This is a genomic window from Pseudoalteromonas sp. MBR-15 (assembly GCF_053628915.1).
The window spans coordinates 21,749-37,352 of record NZ_JBRJHH010000017.1 but is presented as its reverse complement, the minus strand read 5'-3'; the positions used below and the strand labels follow the sequence as shown (position 1 = coordinate 37,352).

Annotated in this window: 16 protein-coding genes; 5 read left to right on the top strand and 11 right to left on the bottom strand. The window is 40.2% G+C overall.

Going from position 1 to position 15,604, the window contains the following annotated elements:
- Nucleotides 1-4: 4 nt before the first annotated feature.
- The 9 genes from ACSSVW_RS18440 to pyrC all read right to left on the bottom strand — a co-directional run bounded on the left by ACSSVW_RS18440 (nucleotide 5) and on the right by pyrC (nucleotide 8,087).
- Nucleotides 5-1,264: a tetratricopeptide repeat protein gene (locus ACSSVW_RS18440; RefSeq protein WP_036967545.1), complete on the bottom strand. Its 1,260-nt coding sequence runs from the start codon at nucleotides 1,262-1,264 to the stop codon at nucleotides 5-7.
- An 11-nt stretch (nucleotides 1,265-1,275) separates the two neighbouring features.
- Nucleotides 1,276-1,893, bottom strand: coding sequence for an energy transducer TonB (locus ACSSVW_RS18435; RefSeq protein WP_036967542.1), 618 nt, complete (start codon nucleotides 1,891-1,893; stop codon nucleotides 1,276-1,278).
- The gene (locus ACSSVW_RS18430) at nucleotides 1,893-2,297 is read right to left on the bottom strand and encodes an ExbD/TolR family protein (RefSeq protein WP_036967540.1); all 405 of its coding nucleotides are present in this window, start codon (nucleotides 2,295-2,297) and stop codon (nucleotides 1,893-1,895) included. Before ACSSVW_RS18430 ends, ACSSVW_RS18435 begins: the two co-directional genes overlap by 1 nt.
- A 14-nt stretch (nucleotides 2,298-2,311) precedes the next feature.
- Nucleotides 2,312-2,836 (bottom strand): MotA/TolQ/ExbB proton channel family protein, encoded by a 525-nt coding sequence (locus ACSSVW_RS18425; RefSeq protein WP_036967538.1) that lies wholly within the window; start codon nucleotides 2,834-2,836, stop codon nucleotides 2,312-2,314.
- The gene (locus ACSSVW_RS18420; protein ID WP_036967535.1) at nucleotides 2,836-4,200 is read right to left on the bottom strand and encodes a MotA/TolQ/ExbB proton channel family protein; all 1,365 of its coding nucleotides are present in this window, start codon (nucleotides 4,198-4,200) and stop codon (nucleotides 2,836-2,838) included. The genes ACSSVW_RS18425 and ACSSVW_RS18420 overlap by 1 nt, the downstream gene beginning before the upstream one ends.
- A gap of 6 nt (nucleotides 4,201-4,206) precedes the next feature.
- Nucleotides 4,207-4,977: a DUF3450 domain-containing protein gene (locus ACSSVW_RS18415; RefSeq protein ID WP_036967533.1), complete on the bottom strand. Its 771-nt coding sequence runs from the start codon at nucleotides 4,975-4,977 to the stop codon at nucleotides 4,207-4,209.
- Between the two features lie 474 nt (nucleotides 4,978-5,451).
- Nucleotides 5,452-6,066, bottom strand: a complete 615-nt coding sequence (locus ACSSVW_RS18410; protein WP_036967529.1) for a response regulator transcription factor — start codon at nucleotides 6,064-6,066, stop codon at nucleotides 5,452-5,454.
- Between the two features lie 435 nt (nucleotides 6,067-6,501).
- Entirely contained in the window at nucleotides 6,502-6,711 is a 210-nt protein-coding gene (locus ACSSVW_RS18405) for a cold-shock protein (RefSeq protein WP_036967526.1), read from the bottom strand.
- A gap of 329 nt (nucleotides 6,712-7,040) precedes the next feature.
- Nucleotides 7,041-8,087 carry a dihydroorotase gene (pyrC, locus tag ACSSVW_RS18400; protein WP_075593165.1) on the bottom strand — a complete coding sequence of 349 codons (1,047 nt, stop codon included), beginning with the start codon at nucleotides 8,085-8,087 and terminating at the stop codon, nucleotides 7,041-7,043.
- Nucleotides 8,088-8,278: 191 nt separating this feature from the next.
- Here pyrC and ACSSVW_RS18395 point away from each other — a divergent pair, with 191 nt between their 5' ends.
- The 3 genes from ACSSVW_RS18395 (at nucleotide 8,279) to ACSSVW_RS18385 (ending at nucleotide 13,152) form a co-directional block, all read left to right on the top strand.
- Complete coding sequence (locus ACSSVW_RS18395; protein WP_180310925.1) at nucleotides 8,279-10,651, top strand: bifunctional diguanylate cyclase/phosphodiesterase; 2,373 nt, start codon at nucleotides 8,279-8,281, stop codon at nucleotides 10,649-10,651.
- Between the two features lie 796 nt (nucleotides 10,652-11,447).
- Nucleotides 11,448-12,335, top strand: coding sequence for a LysR substrate-binding domain-containing protein (locus ACSSVW_RS18390; RefSeq protein ID WP_036967517.1), 888 nt, complete (start codon nucleotides 11,448-11,450; stop codon nucleotides 12,333-12,335).
- Nucleotides 12,336-12,387: 52 nt separating this feature from the next.
- On the top strand, nucleotides 12,388-13,152 hold the full coding sequence (locus ACSSVW_RS18385) for a YdcF family protein (RefSeq protein ID WP_454179888.1): 765 nt from the start codon (nucleotides 12,388-12,390) through the stop codon (nucleotides 13,150-13,152).
- An 18-nt stretch (nucleotides 13,153-13,170) separates the two neighbouring features.
- Here ACSSVW_RS18385 and ACSSVW_RS18380 read toward each other — a convergent pair whose 3' ends face one another.
- Nucleotides 13,171-13,923, bottom strand: coding sequence for a Nif3-like dinuclear metal center hexameric protein (locus ACSSVW_RS18380; RefSeq protein WP_036967510.1), 753 nt, complete (start codon nucleotides 13,921-13,923; stop codon nucleotides 13,171-13,173).
- A 150-nt stretch (nucleotides 13,924-14,073) separates the two neighbouring features.
- Here ACSSVW_RS18380 and ACSSVW_RS18375 point away from each other — a divergent pair, with 150 nt between their 5' ends.
- A complete protein-coding gene (locus tag ACSSVW_RS18375) occupies nucleotides 14,074-14,451 on the top strand; it encodes a hypothetical protein (protein ID WP_036967506.1) in 378 nt (125 codons plus the stop codon).
- Nucleotides 14,452-14,479: 28 nt separating this feature from the next.
- Here the strand turns inward: ACSSVW_RS18375 and ACSSVW_RS18370 are convergent, their stop codons facing one another.
- The gene (locus ACSSVW_RS18370) at nucleotides 14,480-14,956 is read right to left on the bottom strand and encodes an HPP family protein (RefSeq protein ID WP_421418477.1); all 477 of its coding nucleotides are present in this window, start codon (nucleotides 14,954-14,956) and stop codon (nucleotides 14,480-14,482) included.
- A 96-nt stretch (nucleotides 14,957-15,052) separates the two neighbouring features.
- Between ACSSVW_RS18370 and ACSSVW_RS18365 the strand changes: the two genes are divergently transcribed.
- Nucleotides 15,053-15,595, top strand: a complete 543-nt coding sequence (locus ACSSVW_RS18365) for a TetR/AcrR family transcriptional regulator (protein ID WP_421418478.1) — start codon at nucleotides 15,053-15,055, stop codon at nucleotides 15,593-15,595.
- The last annotated feature ends 9 nt before the right edge of the window (nucleotides 15,596-15,604 follow it).

Genomic DNA, 15,604 nt, shown 5'->3' with positions numbered 1-15,604 from the left:
TCAATTAGATTTTTACACCGTTGCGAGCGGCTTTATCTTTGATGTAGGTCGACCAGCTCTTCGCAAATTTGCGCGTGCGCGGATCATCCATTGCTTTTGTAATAGCAGCATACGCTTGCTTATACTTTTCTTGGTAGTAATAAGCTTCAGCTAAGTCTGTATAGATAGATCCCGTTTTATCAGAACCTAACTCTAATGCCTTGTTCAAACGAACAACGGCTGCACCATAATTTTGCGATTGTAAAAGTAATGAACCTGCTTTGCGATAAAGCTCTGCATCGTCATCAAATTTAGCCGCTTCTTCATAGTACTTAGCTGCTTTCTCAATATCTTTTGAGCGGTGATAGTTAGATGCCACTGCACTGATATTTTGCTTGTTACGAACCACTTTTTCTTCGTTAATTGCCTTTTCAAGCACAATAGCTGCTTTGTAAGGAATTTCGTTTAACGAGTAAAAGTTAGAAAGTACTTTGTATTCAACTTCGTTTTCAAAATAGCCATTTTTATAGGCAACTTCCATGGTCGCTAGACCTTTCTTGAAGTCTTCAGTTTGAAGGTAGTATTTACCTAAACCAACCCAGGCTTTTTTGTCTTCAGGCCAAACACGAACAATCTCTTCCGCTACTTCTACCATGTTTTTGTACTGTTTAAGTTCAAAATAGGCAGCTAGCTTTAATTGGTAAGAAGCTTTAGAAGGCTCCTCCGCCAATTTGATTGCTTTGTTTGCAGCTGGAAGAACGTCGTTAAACTGTTTTAACTCATAGTTTGCTTGCGCAATACGAGTGTAAACTTTGTCGTCTTCTTCACCTGTGAAGTCCATCCAAGCGTAATACGCATCTTTTGCTTTTGCGTATTGCTCAGTACCCGCGTACATGTCACCTAACAGTTTTAAGCCTTGCGATTGGTCAGCAAAGTTTAATACATCAGGTTTCACCGCCGCTGCGACATGCTTGATAGCCAGTTTATACTGCTCTTTTTGAGCGTACATTTGACCTAGGTAGCGATCAACAGTTGCCTTATCAAACTCATCCGATGGATCAATTTCTTTAAGTAATGCAATCGCTTCATCAAGCTTCTCTTCATTGTACAGGTCGAATGCTTTAATAACTTTCTTACCAACGCGCTCACCCATTACTTTAGTTTTTGCTTTTTTACGCGCTTCAATCTTCGCGTAATCTGGCGCTGCTAAAGCAGGTGCAGTGAAAACCACACCTGAAAGAGTCATAAGAAGCGCAAGTGCTGTTACTTTAGATAAATTTCTCATTACTCGCCTCCTTAGTTGCCTTGGTTAAGTTTAAAGTCTAGTTGTACTTGAAGACCAAATTGTTTTTGTGGTTTACCATCGATGATTTTCGGACGGTATTTCCACTTACGAAGTGCACGTTTAGCTTCGCGGTCAAAGATACGTTTTGGATCAGCGTCGATCACTTCAACATCTTCTACACCACCTACTTCATTGATAGTAAATGAAAGTTGAACCCAACCTTCTTTACCGTCACGCGCTGCTTGCGTAGGGTATTTTGGTTCAATACGAACGATAGGTGTCGCATCACCATCACGTCCAAATGCACCTGGACCACTTAGGCCTCCAGCTGTGCCACCCACATCGATGCTTGGCATATTAAATGACAAACCACCAGTGTTAGGGTTGCTGTTTTCCGGCTGAGGCGGCTGCGGCTTAGGCGGCTGCTTTGGCGGTGGCGGAGGCGGAGGCGGAACACGCTTCCTCTCCTGCACCTTAGATTCAGGCGGATTCGTCATAATTTCGACTACAATCTGTTCTTTTTGTTCAGTCGCACGATCAGCTCCACCGGAGATGAGGTACGCCATGAAGTAGAACAAGCCGAAAGTAACTGCCCCACCTGCAATCAGTGAAAACAGAAAACGAATCATTACTGATCTCCAGCTATTGAAATTTTAAGGTTATCACCCGTCGCTTTGATCTGGTCCATAACTTTAACTACTACGCCGTGTTTTGCTTCTTTATCAGCTTGCAAAATTACAACTTCAGTAGGTTGTTCTGCTAATAAACTTTCAAGTTTAGCTGAAACACGTTCAACGTCTACTTGTTGTTTATCAATCCAGATCGCACCGTCAGCACGAATAGCAACAAAAATATTTGCATTTTTTTGCTTCGTAGCTTGGGCTGCCTTAGGTTTATTGACTTCGATACCAGCCTCTTTAACGAACGATGTAGTTACGATAAAGAAAATAAGCATGATAAATACGATGTCAAGCATTGGCGTCATGTCAACCGCTGCTTCTTCTTCTTCACGAAAACGTTGTTTACGTGCCATATTTAATTCTCTCTCTAGTGATGAGGCATGCTATCTACAAGTTTAGCTTTCGCCATTCTTGCTCTCGCTTCAAGGCGTGAGCTGAAGAATACTCCAGATAGTGCCGCAACCATTCCAGCCATTGTTGGGATTGTTGCCATTGAAATACCTGATGCCATTAAACGTGCGTTACCAGTACCTTGAGTAGCCATGGTTTCGAAAACCGCGATCATACCCGTTACAGTACCTAATAAACCGATTAAAGGACAAATAGCTACCAATGTCTTAATCAACAACATACGCTGATCTAATTTTTCAGACGCTTCAGAAATCCATGCTTCACGGATTCTGTGTGCGTACCAAGACGTAGTGTCTTGGCGGGCATCCCACTGAGCTACAATATCCTTCGTCATACGAGGAAACTCAGCTAGTAGGAACCAATAGCGCTCAATCATTAAAACCCACATAAGAAAGAGTGCTATCGCGACCACGTATAAAACCTGGCCGCCTGTGCCAACAAAATCCCTGATAGATTCCCAGATCTCCATCAGGACTAGCATTAGGCTTTCTCCTTCTCCGCGTGAGCTGCGATGATACCAGCGCTTTGCTCATCAAGGACATGTAAAACCGACTTACTACGACCAGCAACAATTGAGTGAAGTAGGATAAGTGGTAGAGCTGCAATTAGACCTAACGCTGTAGTTACAAGTGCTAGAGAGATATTACCAGCCATGATCTTCGGATCGCCCGTACCGAACAATGTGATTGTTTGGAACGTAAGAATCATACCGATTACCGTACCTAGTAGACCAAGTAATGGTGCGATTGCTGCCAAGATCTTGATGATGTTGATACCAGCTTCGATGCGAGGCGTTTCACGTAGGATAGCTTCGTCAAGTTTAAGCTCAAGGTTTTCAACGTCTTGATTCTTGTTGTCAGCATAAACCTTAAGAATACGACCCAGTGGGTTGTTTGTATTCGGAGTAGAAAGGTTTTTAAGCTGGCTCTTAATCTTAGTGCTAGTAAGCGCAAGATCAACGAAACGTACTACGAAGATTAGTAGACCAACAAGTAATAATACTGTGATGATATAACCAACTTCAGCACCTTGCTCATAGTATTCCATTAACGATTTCTTCTGCGTATTGATACGTAAGATCGCGCCACGAGTCGGGTCGATGTATACGCCAGCATAGTTGTCAGCAGATGTATTTTCTAAATCGCTAATACCCGCTAGGATGTAGCTATCAGGTTGCTTACCTAGAGGTTGGATTGCTTTCGTTTCTGGAGAGTAAATTAAATAACCATCATCAGTTACTAAGTTAAAGTTACCGATACGCGTTACTTTTTTCACAGAAGATGAACCGTCAAGACCAGCAACTTCAGTTTCAAATGTTGAAACTTTTGCAGACTCAGTCATTTCAGTTTGAAGTGAAATCCAAAGCTCTTCTAATTCACGAACTGTTGGAAGTTCTTTCGCTGCAGCTAATGAGCGAAGTACTTCAGCACGTCCTGGCTTTTCAGCAGAAACAAGTGATGCTTCGATTGAACCGATTGCATCAGCTGCTGCACGACGTACAACACCGAACATCTCACCTAACGTACCTTGTGCATTTAAAAGAGCTTGCTCTTTCTCAGCTAAAGTATTTTCGTTTTGAGCATATTCTTTAGCTAAACGGTCACCACGCGCTTTTTCAGCAGCTAGGTCACTTTTCGCTTTGTTAAGTAACGCTTGCTTGTCAGCGCGAGCTGAAAGGAACTCTTGTTCACGTTGCTTATTTAATTTACCTTCAGAGATACGTTCTTGCTTAACTTGCTCAAGAATTTTGTCTAAAGCATCAGTGTTTGCATGTGCATTAAGCGCGGTACCTGCAGAAACAGATAGTACTGCTGCAACAGCAAAACCTTTAAATAGTTTCTTCATTATTGATTACTCCGCGCCAAAGATTGGTAGTTTAACAAGTTCTAATGTCGCTTGTTTACGCGCCATACGAATAACTTCTTTAACAGGTTTTAGGTATTCTTCACCTAATTCTTTCCACTGTTTAGTGTTGTTATCCCATACCCACGCATGCTTAAGGTCAAAAGACTGAGCTACGTAAGTAATACGACCTAAACGACCGAAGTCAACGTTGATGCTCTTACCATCGATCTCAAGAGTACCTTGAGCAGCAGTTACAGCTGAGCTGTACGCAGTTTCAACAGTGTAAGCTTCAAGAACTTGGCGGAATTTTTCAGATGTAGTAACTGATGCTGACGCCATGATGTCACGAAGTCTTTCAACACGTGCTAGACGGTTTTCAAGATTAAACGGAACGTCCGCTTTGATGAATTGCTCAAGCGTATCGATCATGCGATACATCAAAGGCACAACGTTTTGTTTCGTGTTATCGATTGTTGCGATTTGACGGTCAAACGATTCGATAGAAGCGTTTTGGTCAGCGACCAAACGTGCTACGTGATCGTTATAAACCTTCATTAGCTCAGTTTCATCAACAACGCTACGGTACTCAGCGATTAGCTCTTGAGTTTGACCATATACATTGTCAATTTTAGTTTGAGACTTAACAGCAGCCTTTTGAATTTGTTGACCTGCATCTTGCACATCTTTCAAAGGATCTGCAATCACATTGCTGCTTGCAAATGCAAAAGCGCCAACCAACGCAGATGCTACAAGACTCTTTCTGATTTTAACAGACATAGTTCCCAACCAATTAAGTAATGTTACTTTTATAATTTAATTATCTTCCGAAGAGGACAACCCTGATATCTTTTAATAGATATCAACCCTCCAATAATGCTAAATGCATTAGAGTCTGTCAACTTGATGTTCGGGTTTCATCGGAAAAATTTGGTCACTCGTCGTTGCTATGAAAATAGCCAAAACAATGAATTAACAAAAATATAACAGAGGTGTTCGCGTTAAGGTTCTATAACCCTTGATTGGCAATCATTCCGTTCAGATTAGATTCAAACTTAAACATAAATGTAACATTTAATAAAAGTTTAAATAGGTAAAGATAAGTGAAAAAAAAAATCTCTTTTTTTTCGAACAAAACGGTTTTGAAGAATTTTTATGCATTAAAAAGAGATTAATGTTCAATAAGCAGGCAATTCACCCTTCCGACTGGAAGGATGAATACAGTGAGCGTGTTATGTGTCATCAAGAAATTGGTTAGAATACCGCGCGATCTTTTACAAGCTTTGCCAACGATATTATTGAGTCTACCTCAAGCTTTTCAAAAATCTTTGCTTTATAGGTGCTCACTGTTTTATTGCTAATAAATAGCTTCTCACCGATATCTTTATTGGATAGCCCTTGCAATAAATAATTCATTACCGCAAGTTCACGCTCAGTAAGCAGCTCATCAATGTCTTTTTCACAGGCCACTAAGTGGTCTTGTGGAAAAAACGTGTAACCTCGCAAAATCATTTCAACAGCTGACGAAATGTCTTCTAAACTTTCTGCTTTATTAACGAAGCCTTGTGCACCTAATTTAGCAGCGGTACGAATAATGTGTTTGTCTTGCTTAGCTGACAAAAACAACACTTTCCCAGTAAAACCGCCACTGACAGCTCGCTTGTATAAACTAAAGCCGTCGGAGTCTTCTAGTTCAATATCTAGAATCGCTAGCGCAACATTATTATTCTTTAAAAACTGCAGCGCCTCCTTTTGACTTGCAACAGCTTGAACTTCGTTTACGAGAGTTGACTTCGCTAGCACCATTTTAATTGCTGTTGCCACCATCGGGTGATCGTCTACCAGCAGAATATTGTTTCCTATGCTCATCAATTAGCAAACCTTCATTATATTTTATCAAACAAGTATGAATTACTCAGTATTTTTTCTACGTTCGAGTTGTACTAAGTTTAGCGGGAAATTTTCAGATTGTTGAAAATATCTTCAAACTTATTATCGCCAGTTTGAAATCGTAACTTGAGTGATAAAAACTACCAAATTACACAACTATCAATGTCACATTAAATAGATCCTGCGCAAAGCATATAATACTTTAGTTATGGAGAGTAGCTTTTAAGGAATAGTTATTTAACTTATAGCCGAATGGCTGATATAAAAAACCTAAATTAATGCCTTTGGAGGAATATAATTTCGGTACATGAGAAGTAATTGATTAAATTATGCAGAGGAAGTGTGTTTATTAAGAATGAATTTTGGTGAAACAGAAACTGTTTCACCAAAATGTACTAAGTTTCACATAAAAAATTATGCTACTTCTACGTTCTCAGCTTCAGGGCCTTTTTGACCTTGTTTGATGCCGAAAGATACTTGTTGGCCTTCGCTAAGAGTGCGGAAGCCTGTACCTGTGATAGCACTGAAATGTACGAATACGTCAGGACCATTTTCTTGTTCAATAAAACCAAAGCCTTTAGCTTCGTTGAAGAACTTAACTTTACCAGTAACCGTGTTTGACATACCAAATTTTCCTGTAAGTCAATTATTAAAATTCAGCCATAATGGCTCTATCCTCCCTGAGTGAATGCCCAATAAACTTGGGGTAAAGTACAGGAAGAACTAATAACCAACCGGTAACCGTACAAGCCGCACATTATCCGTAAATTCAATACGCAAAAACTCAAAGCAACTTAAGACTAACACAATAAATGTCTTTTAGCTCTATTAATCGAAAATTATTTTAAGGTCAACCTTCAGTTTTAAAAATATGACAGGCGTATTTCTAAACAATTAAATTACAATGAAAAAAGCCCATCAACTTTGATGGGCTTTTATTTCTTTATTTTATCTTACTTTACTTGCCAGTCCATTTGCGCTTCGGCCTTAATAGGCACTACCTGCGAATCGCCTAATTTATAAGTAGCAGGCACTGTCCAACTTTCTTTCACTAACGTGATGGTATCGCAATTGCGCGGCAAACCGTAAAAGTCAGGGCCATAATGACTCGCAAAGCCTTCTAGCTTATCTAAAGCCCCCGCTTCCTCAAACGCTTCTGCATAGAGTTCAATCGCTGCATGTGCGGTATAAGCACCCGCACAACCGCAAGCAGCCTCTTTCTTATCTTTATAATGCGGTGCAGAGTCGGTTCCCAAGAAAAACTTTTTACTGCCACTTGTCGCCGCCGCAATCAGCGCTTGCTGATGGATATTGCGCTTCAGTATAGGTAAACAGTAATAATGTGGACGAATGCCGCCTGCCAACATATGGTTACGATTGTATAAAAGGTGATGAGCTGTAATTGTTGCAGCAACATTATCTGGTGCGCTATTAACAAACTCTACCGCATCTTTTGTGGTGATATGCTCAAGGACAATTTTCAAGCTTGGGAAATCATTCACAACATCGGCAAGAATGGTTTCTAAAAACACTTTTTCACGGTCAAATATATCTATCGATGAATCGGTCACTTCACCATGAACAAGTAATAACATACCGACGTCTTGCATCGCTTCTAGAACTGGGTAAATATTCTTAATTGATGTAACACCCGAGTCAGAGTTTGTTGTCGCACCTGCAGGGTAAAGCTTTGCAGCAACAATTTTTCCTGTTGCTTTTGCTTTTTTTATCTCTTCTGGGCTCGTTTTATCAGTGAGATAAAGCACCATTAGTGGTTCAAAATCACCCTGTGGGCCAGCCGCTTTAATACGCTCATAATACGCCAATGCACTATCGGTACAGGTAGCCGGTGGAACAAGATTAGGCATAATAATCGCACGACCCATGTAGCGGCTTGCATCACGGACAGTATCGACCAATTGATCACCGTCGCGTAAATGAATATGCCAATCGTCTGGTCGTGTAATGGTGAGGGTTTGAATCGTATTTAAATCTGACATTGCTGGTTTCCACGGCTAAGAGTTAGAGGGATAGCTTAAACGAGGTTAAATCACTAATTGACTTACTTTCGTTTATATTCAGGTGCGTAGTTTACACCAGTTTCAGTTTTTTTTGAAAATAACTTTGTGGATATATTGATAGTAGGTTAACGTAATTAATTAACAGATTATTTGGCTCATTTTTCTTTATTATGCCTAAACATTTAGATACCGCGAGTGCACTTGAAGTCAAAACAGATCAGTTGCATATCATTAATCAGTTTTCATCATCGTTGATGCAGTTAGACACCATAGAAGAGCTACTTGAGTACGTCACATCACATGTTGTAAACAGACTCGGGTTCATTGAGTGTGTCATTTACTTAGCAGATGATGAAGCACGTACCCTCAAAGAAGTTGCTTCGATGGGTAAAACAAATAGCGGTGATAACTCTTATTACATTGACCGCACAGAAATTAGTTTTGATCAGGGTATAACCGGGTATGTTGCATCCACTGGCAAACCTTTAATGATAGGCGATGTAAGACACGAAAAACGTTATATCGCAGATGCGCGCCCCGCCCTGTCTGAATTATGTGTGCCGCTGGTTTATAAAGAAAAAATCTTAGGGGTCATTGACTGCGAGCATCCGCAAAAGCATTACTATAACGATGCTCACCTTGAGATTTTATCAACGGTTGCCCATTTACTCAGTGCAAAAATCGACCAAGTCAGAACCGTTAAAAACTTAAAGCAAACTGTTAATCAGTTAAACGATGCGCAAAAACTTGAAAATTGTATGCTACAGATAGCCAATCTTACCTATCAATCTAGCGAACTCGACAGCTTTTTTGAGTCACTTCATGCCATTATTACCACGCTACTCAGGGCTGATAACTTTTTCATTGGGCTTTATGACAAAAAATGTGATGTGCTCGATATCGTTTATATTATCGAAGAAGGAGTGCGCTCTAACGCACACAAAAAAATCTCTAAGGATCTATTAAAAGACACGGCTTCCTATTATCTGCTCACAACAGAGCAATCTCTATTATTCAATAAGGAAGAATTCCAGCAACATATTGATGCAGGCCATTTTAAAATGGTGGGTCGCCAAGCAGAATCATGGTTAGGTGTTCCCTTTAAAGTAAATGACAGAATTAGCGGGGTCATTGCGGTGCAAAGCTACAGTGATCGTTATCACTACAGTGAGCATGATCGCGCGCTTCTTACCTATGTAAGTCGCCAAATTAGCATGGCTATTGACCGTCAATTATCACGTCAAGAATTAGAGCACCGTGCATTACATGATGAACTAACAGGGTTAGCAAACCGTTCATTATTAATTGAACGCATAAAACACGGCATATTGCGTTTAGCACGTGCGAATAAAGAGACCCAACATGCGTTGTTGTACTTAGATTTTGATCGGTTTAAAAGTATTAATGACTCATTAGGTCATGAAGTGGGTGACCATTTTTTAGTGAGAATTTGTGAGTTAATTCAAGGCACCATTCGTAACACAGATACTTTTGCCCGCTTAGGGGGAGACGAATTTGCGATTTTTATGGAGAATATAACCGATAAGCAGCAAATAAATGATGCCCTAGAGCGAATTCAAACTGCACTAGCTGATCCCCTCAATATTGACGGCCACTTATTACAGGCTTCTACCAGTATTGGCGTTGCATTTTGTGAGAGTGAAAACGACAAAGCTTACAAATTATTGCAACATGCTGATGCAGCCATGTACGAAGCTAAATCTTCAGGGCGTGGACACGTAAAGTTTTTTAATAACACAATGCGTAAAAAGCTAAAAACCCATGCCGATATCGAAAATGATTTACAGCATGGCATCGAACACAATGAATTTGAACTGTATTATCAACCAATTTTTACAATTCAAGAGGCACAGGTCATTGGCTTTGAAGCACTGGTACGCTGGCACCATCCAACCAAAGGGTTTGTAGCACCGAATGATTTTATCCCCGTTGCAGAAGATACAGGGCAAATCATCAACTTAGACCTGCATTTACTCGACTTAGCAGCTCAGCAAATTTCACATTGGTATCAACACGGACTTCCCTTTACCAGAGTCACTGTTAATGTCTCGTCTAGACACTTTGCGAGTCTTGATTTTGTAGCCCAAATGCATGCTTTATATAAAAAGTATAAACTTCCGTTAGGGTCACTCTGTCTAGAAATTACAGAATCAGGGCTAATAGGTAATTTAGAACTCGCAACTAAAATAATAAAAGGGTTAGCGCCCCTTGAAGTAAAACTTTGCTTAGATGACTTTGGGACAGGTTACTCTGCCCTAGGCTATTTACACCAATTACCGATTCATATCTTAAAAATTGATAAGAGCTTTATTGATCATATTACAAAATCACATAACCCATTAATAGATGCCATATTATCTTTAGCACAATCACTACAGCTTGATGTGGTTGCAGAAGGAATTGAAACTGAGCAACAGCTAGCCATCTTAAAACAAACACCGTGTAAATTTGGTCAAGGCTTTTTAAAAGCAAGGCCAATGCCGGCAAAGGATGCTAAAAACGTTATTTTACATGGCTTATAAAAAGCATACTCGCCTTTATAAGCCATGAAAAAAACGACCTTACTGTAAAAAGACGGATTTGTTTATTGATAAGCTTGCTGTAATAACCTTTAGCAACCATACGCAATCATTTTCAGGCATTAAACCTGACATACACAGCGTTAAGGATGTCTGATTAACGCCTCCATGGATGCAGGAGTTACAGCAATGTAAAGGCGATTACCAAACACAAATAACACAGCTACATAACACAATGTGCTTGCTACCGACGCGGTTTTCTTACCTCACATTTATTGCCACTAAATTAAACGCCTTGCTAGCAACGGGATGACTCAACGTATACCTTTTTATATCGGTGTTTATATAACTTGCTAACACTGAACACAGAGCCCTCTATTGAGCAATATATACATGCCACTCCCCTCTACACAGCACATTAACCTTTCTCACTCTATACCTTAAGTTTACCTTTATACCTGAGTTCACCTTATACCCAGTTCACATTTTTAGGCTTCAAAAGCTAAATTTGGCACTGGCGGCACTCGGGATACCTTTATTGAGTTTTCTCTTTTTTGTCGCTTTTCCTATGACTGCTAAATTCGCCACTTATAAACTTGAGGTAAATTCATGGAAATATCGCAGCAAGTGTAAAAAAACAAACTGACAACGCTGTCATTTGTTGTTTAGAAAGGTTATTGTAAACATGCAGTAAAAAACAACGCCATTTTAGACGTCTAGACGTTGAAAAAATATAAACGAAAGCGTAGTATGTTTGTAATCTGAGTTTGACTCACATTTTTCATGAGATTTTTTAAAGATGATTGATATAAAGCACCTTAAAACAATTGCGACACTTAAAGAGACCGGTTCTTTAGTTAATACAGCCCGAGAACTCTTCTTAACGCAATCAGCGTTATCACATCAGATTAAAGATCTCGAAAATAAACTCGACTGCCAGCTATTCGAACGGAAAACACAACCGGTTCGTTTCACACCGCAGGGCATGCTCTTACTTGAATTAGCCAACGAGGTGCTTCCTCGGGTAGAAGCCACAAAATGTCGATTAAAAGAGAGTCTTAATCAACCAATATCAAACTTGAGATTAAGTGTTGAGTGTCACGCCTGTTTCCATTGGCTGTTGCCGACAATTAAAGAATTTAATAATTTTTGGCCAGACATTAAAGTCGATTATGAACGCGGTTTTAGCTACGATGCTATTCCTGATTTAATGAATGACGAACTCGATCTTGTGCTTACATCAGATATTCGTGAACCAGATCAGCTCGAATATGCACATCTATTCGACTTTAAATTAAAATTAATCGTGGCACCTGATCATGAGCTTGCAAAAAAAGCCTATGTGACCGCCCTGGATCTGAAAAACGAAACAATCATTTCATACCCTATTCCACGTGAACGTCAGGACATTTTTAAGCATTTTATACAAAATGCACGCTTTGACGGCACACTTAAAACCGTTGACCAAGGCTTATTAATTTTTCAGCTTGTTAGTGCTGGAATGGGGGTTGCTGCGCTACCAGACTGGTTAGTTACACCTTATGAAAGCCAAGGCTTGATAAAATCAATTCCATTAGGTGCTCTAGGTCTTACACGTCCTATGTACTTAGCAATGAAAAAAAATATGAAAGATAATCCTGTATATCGTCATTTTTTGAATACTTGCAAACTAAATAATGGTCGCTAAACACAGATAAACTATCTAACATCGTTATATCTTACAATCACTTGTATTTACTATGTTTGAAATTAAGAAGATAATTGGCTCATTGTTAATGCCACTCCCGTTGCTTAGCATAATAACATTACTAATGGTATTTCTAGCGATAACACAACGACGAAAAGCGCTCTATTTAGGGGTTATCAGTGTATTAAGCCTACTAATTGTAAGCACCCCTTATGTTGGTCAAACGCTGATTGCTTCAAGTAATAACCCACAATGGCAATTTAATAAACGCCAACACTCCCAGATTGATAACATTGTTGTTTTAGGTTGTACCATCATGCCGCATCCACAACTTGTTGCTAATAACCAACTGGGCGATTGTGCTATAAGCCGCTTATTAGAGGGTGTAAAACTTGCGCATCAATACCCGGATGCTATTTTATTTGTCTCTGGTGGTGGCTTTGCCAATACCACAAACAGCCAATTGATGTTTGAAACAGCCACGACATTAGGTATCGCAGCATCAAGGATCAAGCAAAACCCGCTTGCGATGGACACCGCAGAGGAAGCGAAAAGACTGGCGATATATTTGGTCGACAAAAAGAGCGCTTTAGTCACATCTGCCAGCCATATGCCGCGTGCAAAAGATCTCTTCAACGCGCAAGGAATCGAGGTAATACCCGCAGCAACAGATTATAAAGATTACAGCCAATTTCCCATGTACAAACAATTTATCCCCAGTGCCGATGTACTCGTTGCAGTTACACGAGTGAGCCACGAAAAAGTAGGCAGTCTGTGGATTAAATTACGCCGCTGGATTGATCCAGAGGCGTTGTAATCACTTAACCCTGTTAGATTAAACAGGGTTATCAATATCTATAAAAGTAACATCAAAACCATGCTGCTCAACTAAAAGCTCGCCAAGCGCTTTTATTCCGTATCGCTCAGTAGCATGGTGACCTGCAGCGAAAAAATCAATTCCTTGCTCTCGCGAGCTATGAATAGTTTGCTCAGATGCTTCACCTGTCAAATAGGCATCAATACCTTGAGCAGCAGCTAAGTCAATATAACCTTGCCCGCCCCCTGTACACCAAGCAATGGTTTCAATCTTGTCATCGCGCACTAAGCTCGTTAAAGGTTCACGGTGTAGCACTGTGCTAATTTTGTCTGCAAACTCTTTGCCTGTTAAAGGTGTTTTTAAAAATCCTTTTACTGCGACGCTGTTTGGTCCCGCTTCAAGGCCCGCGCTAAGTTCAATATCTAATAAGTGTGCAAGTTGCGCATTGTTGCCAATGACGGGATGAACATCTAATGGCAGATGATAAGCAAATAAGTTGATATCATGAGCAAGTAACGCCGCTACACGCCGTTTTTTCATACCTGTGATTGGCTGAGACTCACCTTTCCAAAAATATCCATGGTGAACCAAAATAGTATCCGCGCCGTGCTCAATAGCCGCATCAATCAATGCTTGGCTTGCCGTGACCCCTGTCACTATTTTTTTTACCTCGTTTGCACCTTCAACCTGAAGCCCATTCGGGCAAAAATCTGCGATTGAGTCGGGTTTTAGAATGTCGTTTAATAACTGAGTAAATTGTTTACGTTGCATATAGAAATCGTCCTCTACCCCTTAAATTTGTGCAAATTTTGGCGTTTATAAGTCAAAAATGGAAGGAAAATCGCAAAAAATTGAAAAGTAAGCTGAAAATAGGTATAAATATATATTCTTAATCTGTGTTTACAACGTATAGGGTCTCTGATGAGCAAACTAGACAAAACAGAAGTGTTAAATGCCTTCGAAGCAGCTTATGAAGCAGCGAATGGTAAAAAACCTGAAATCACAACAAAACCTGGTTGGTATAGCATCGACGGTGGCAAAAATTTGCGCCTTGCTGATGTTGCAGCGCTGACTGAAGAGCTCACTTCTGGTAAAACAGCTGAGCCTAAAGCAGAAGAAGCACCAAAAGCACCGGCAAAAAAAACCAAAACTAAAACCGCTGCGCCAGCTAAGTCAGTTAAAAAGTCACCATTCACCGTAGTGAAAGCGAATGATGATGGTTTCAAAGCTGAAGAGCTGTGGATTGTTAACCTAGCTGAAAAAGACCACGATTGTCGTTTACCTCGTGGTGTTGTGTAACTAATTACACATTGGGAAAAAACCGCTACTAATTAGCGGTTTTTTTATGCCCAGTTACCGAGATATTTATCAAGTATTGTGAAACAAAACCACAAAGCACAATAAATACGGTACCTGTTAATACGGGCATTACTAAAAAATCCCAGCTTTGCAACGATTGCATTATTAAAATAGGATTTGCCCCAGCGGCAGGGTGCACTGTGCGTGTTAGCATCATTAATGAAATAGCCAACCCACTGGCAATAGCAATCTCAAAAGGACTGACACCAACAAAATTTACAAATACGACTCCTATAAACGCCGTTATAAGGTGACCACCAATCACATTTCTGGCCCCCGCAAGTGGACTTGTAGGTACACCAAAGACTAAAACGGCAGTCGCTCCAAATGGAGCCATTAACCATATGCCAAAATCCCCTCGTTGCTGTAAGTAAGCAAGTACAAAAATAGCCAGCGCTGCAAATCCACCTGCAATAACCGCTTTGTTAATTGTTTTGTCCATCATATCTCCATTGCTCAAGGTAGACCGAGCTGTCTACCCGCAAATGGTAGACAACTCGGTCTACTTATGTCAAGCTAGAATTTCTATCTAGGAGTAAGCATGGATAAAAGAACACACATTACATTGACTGCACTCGAATTGTTTTACGATAAAGGCATTCACAGCGTGGGGATTAATGAAATTATTAGTGCAGCAAATGTAGCTAAAAAAACGATGTACCATCATTTTGCAGGTAAAGATGAATTAATTTTAGCGTGCCTAAACGAACGGCATACTACATTCATCACGTGGCTAGAGAACGCCACCAACCAACAAACGACATTACACGATTTTCAAGAACGTTTATTTACAAGCTTCGAAGATTGGTTTCATTCTAAGGTTGCAGAGCTTGGAAGCTTTAATGGCTGTATGTTCATTAACGCAGCGGCAGAATACTCAGCGCCGCAAAGCCCAGTCAACCTTGCATGTAAAGCACATAAAGCCGCTGTTTCTTCACTCATCAAACAGCGTTTGTCAGAATGTAAAGACGTAAAAGCCGAGAAAATTGATTCTCTTTGCCACTATTTAATGACACTCACTGAGGGAATGATTTGCCAAGCAAAAGTGTCTGGTATGAAGCAATTCCCTCGCCTGCTAAATTAAAAACCATAA